The 2,826-nt window shown below is 77.6% G+C and carries 3 protein-coding genes and 1 pseudogene; 3 read left to right on the top strand and 1 reads right to left on the bottom strand.

The features are described from left to right. Both GTW08_RS05430 and GTW08_RS32850 read left to right on the top strand, forming a co-directional pair. Positions 1-425 (top strand): annotated as a pseudogene (locus GTW08_RS05430) (hypothetical protein); the annotation flags it as partial. Between the two features lie 182 nt (positions 426-607). After that, positions 608-1,222, top strand: a complete 615-nt coding sequence (locus GTW08_RS32850) for a C40 family peptidase (protein WP_073573946.1) — start codon at positions 608-610, stop codon at positions 1,220-1,222. Positions 1,223-1,273: 51 nt separating this feature from the next. Here GTW08_RS32850 and GTW08_RS05420 read toward each other — a convergent pair whose 3' ends face one another. Next, positions 1,274-1,678 carry an STAS domain-containing protein gene (locus GTW08_RS05420; RefSeq protein WP_073573947.1) on the bottom strand — a complete coding sequence of 135 codons (405 nt, stop codon included), beginning with the start codon at positions 1,676-1,678 and terminating at the stop codon, positions 1,274-1,276. 313 nt (positions 1,679-1,991) lie between these two features. On the opposite strand from GTW08_RS05420, the gene GTW08_RS05415 reads away from it, so the two are divergent. Beyond that, positions 1,992-2,681: a TVP38/TMEM64 family protein gene (locus GTW08_RS05415; protein ID WP_073573948.1), complete on the top strand. Its 690-nt coding sequence runs from the start codon at positions 1,992-1,994 to the stop codon at positions 2,679-2,681. Positions 2,682-2,826: the final 145 nt, after the last annotated feature.

The raw sequence follows: 2,826 nt of genomic DNA, 5'->3' as shown, positions 1-2,826 counted from the left end.
CGGCCGACACCGCCTCCGGCGGCGGCCTCGCCGGTGCGGGCGCCGTCGTCGCCGCGGGGCTCGGTCTCGCCTCGCTGACCGGCACCTCCGTCGGCGACATGCTGCGCGAGCGCGAGTCGCTCGTCGGGCAGATCCAGGCCGCGACCGGCAGCCCGGGCGACACCATCGAGTCCTTCTACGGCGCGCCCTGGGACGTCGCCGCCGTGGTCAACGGCGTCGTCGCGCTGGTCGCGGTCCTCGTCGGGCTCGTCCTGGTCCTCGGCCCGGCCGCCCGGCCCGCCGCGGGCGCCTGGGTCCGGCCGGTCGCCCTCGGCGGCCTGGTGCTCGGCGTCCTGGGGCTGCTGGTCTCCGGCGGCATGTACCTGGACCTGTTCGCCTCGACGCCGGTCCTCCCGCAGATGCCGGGCATCCCGGGCCTGGGCTGACCCGCCCCGGTCGGTGACCCGCGCCGGTCCCCGGACCCACCGCGGCACCGACCGGGTCACCCCGTTCACCCGCTCGATCGCTTCCGCTTCCGGTCGCCGCGGTCCCGTCCCTAGGTTCGGCGCAGGTCACCGCCCGGTGGCCCCGTCGCACCCGCCGACCGCGGGCGACCGGGAGGAACGCCGTGCCGCTTCGGTCCCCGTTCGCGACGACGCTCGTCGCCGTGGTCCTGCTGCTCGTCACCGGCGGTGTTGCCGCGGCCGGGCCGGCGGCGACGCCCGAGCAGCGTGCGGCCACCGCGGTCGAGGCCGCACTGCGCCAGATCGGGCTGCCGTTCGTGTGGGGCGGCAACGGGCCGGAGAACGGCGACCGCGGCTTCGACTGCTCCGGGCTGACCGCGTTCGCCTACGGCAAGGCCGGCGTCGTCCTGCCACGGACCGCGCACGCCCAGTACCGCCGCGGCCCGCGGGTCCCCGCCGGCTCCCCGCTGCGCCCGGGTGACCTGGTCTTCTACGGCACCGTCGACAAGGTCCACCACGTCGGACTGTTCGTCGGGCAGGACCGGATGGTGAGCGCTCCGACGTTCGGGCTGCCGGTGCAGACCTCCTGGTACCGGTGGCGCGGCGACGACTACCTCGGCGCGACCCGACCGGCGCAGGCCACCGACGGCGTCCCGGACCCGGCGGTCCGGGAGACGCCGGACCCGTCGATTCCGGACGAGCCCTGGTTCGACGCCCCCGCCGCACCGCGACTGCCCACGTCGCCGACGGCCCCGCGGCGGGCCCCGGCGACCCGCTGACTCCGCCGGTGGCACCGGGGGCGTGGAGCGGCGACGCCGGCACCCGCCCCGTCAGGACGCGTCGGCCACCGGGGTGTCGACCGCGACCACGGTGAGACCGAGGGAGGGCACCAGCCTCAGGGCCCGGGCCGCAGGCGCCGCCGGGTCCAGTACCACCACGACCGCGGTCCCGTGGGCACGGGCGCGGTCGGCGGCCGCGCGCAGGATCGTGACCCCGCGCAGTCCGAGGAAACGGACGGCGTTGAGGTCGAGTACGACCCGGCCACCCGCCGCGAGGTCGACGGCGGCGAGCACGCGCACCTCGACCGCGGGTCCGGTGGCGAGGTCGAGGTCGCCGGACACGCCGATGACGACGGTCGCGGCGGGACCGCACCCGACCTCGACCTGCGGGCCGGCGTGAGCGGGCTCGGGCTCGGGGACGAGGAGGAGACGACGGGATGGCGTGGGCGCGGTCATGGGTCCGCCAGGAGGGAGGTGGCCGGTCCCGTTGCGGGAACGGTCGGCCCGTGGTGCCGTCGGGGCACTGAGCTGTACCGGACGGCCGAACGGCGACGGCTCCGAGGAGGCGTCGCCCGAAGATGTGTCGAGCTGGACCGGGGTCGTCACGGTCGACGGCCCGGTCCGTCACCGTAGCCGTCGCCGGCACCGGGTGTCCAGGGTGCGGTCCGCTCCCCCGGCGGGCCGGCGCCCCGGCGGGGATACTCACGACGATGCCGACCGCACCGGAGATCCCCCGGGCTGCCGGGCCCCGACCGCCCGCCGGAGCCCGGTGACCGGGCCCGTCGTCGCCCGCCTCTGGCGTCCCGTCCTGCTCGTGGCGCTGGTGGGCGTCGCGGTCGTCGTCGCGATCGCCGTCGGGGTGCCCTCGGTGGAGCAGCTCCGCGACGGCCTGGCCGGGACCGGATGGGCGGGACCGCTGCTGTGGGCGGCACTGTACGCCGGACTGTCGCTCACCCCGGTGCCGGTCAGCCTGCTCGCCGTGCTCGGCGGGGTGCTGTTCGGGTTCGGCGAGGGGCTGCCCGCCACGCTCGCCGGGAAGTTCGTCGGCGCGGCGGTCGGGTTCGCCCTGGCGCGGCGGCTGGGCCGGGACACGGTGCTGCGGCTGGTGGACCGCTCGGGCCGGGGCGCGGAGCGGATGGCGGTGGTCGACGACCTGGTGCGCCGTCGCGGCGTCCTGGCCGTGGTGGGGGTCCGGCTCGCGCCGGTCCTGCCGTACTCGGTGCTGAACCTGCTGTGGGGGCTGACCGCGGTCCGGTTCCGGCACTACCTCCTCGGCACCGTCCTGGGGGTCACCCCGGGCACGACGGCGCTGGTCGCGGTCGGCGCGTTCGGCACCGACCCCGGGTCGCTGCCGTTCCTGGTCTCGGTGGCCGGGCTCGGGGTCGTCGTGCTGACCGGGGTCGTCCTGGCCCGGCGCCGGCCGACCCGCTCGCGCGCCGACCCGCCCGCGAACGGCTGAGGGCTCAGCCGGGCCCGACCGTCGCGGCGACGGCGCGGTGGTCACCGACGTCGAGTGGCAGCACGGCCGGGTCCCGCCCGGTCAGGCGGCCGAGCGCGATCAGGTGGTCGAGCTGGGCACGCGGCGTCGCCGCCGGGAACGTCCG

This window comes from Pseudonocardia sp. SID8383 (assembly GCF_009864975.1).
Taxonomy (GTDB): domain Bacteria; phylum Actinomycetota; class Actinomycetes; order Mycobacteriales; family Pseudonocardiaceae; genus Pseudonocardia; species Pseudonocardia alni.
The sequence above is the reverse complement of the archived record's forward strand: the minus strand, read 5'-3'. Positions and strand labels throughout refer to the sequence as shown.

Bases quoted from the DNA above. Each gene is read 5' to 3' on its own strand.
- GTW08_RS05420 (WP_073573947.1), bottom strand. From the start codon at position 1,678: ATGACCGCGCCCACGCCATCCCGTCGTCTCCTCCTCGTCCCCGAGCCC.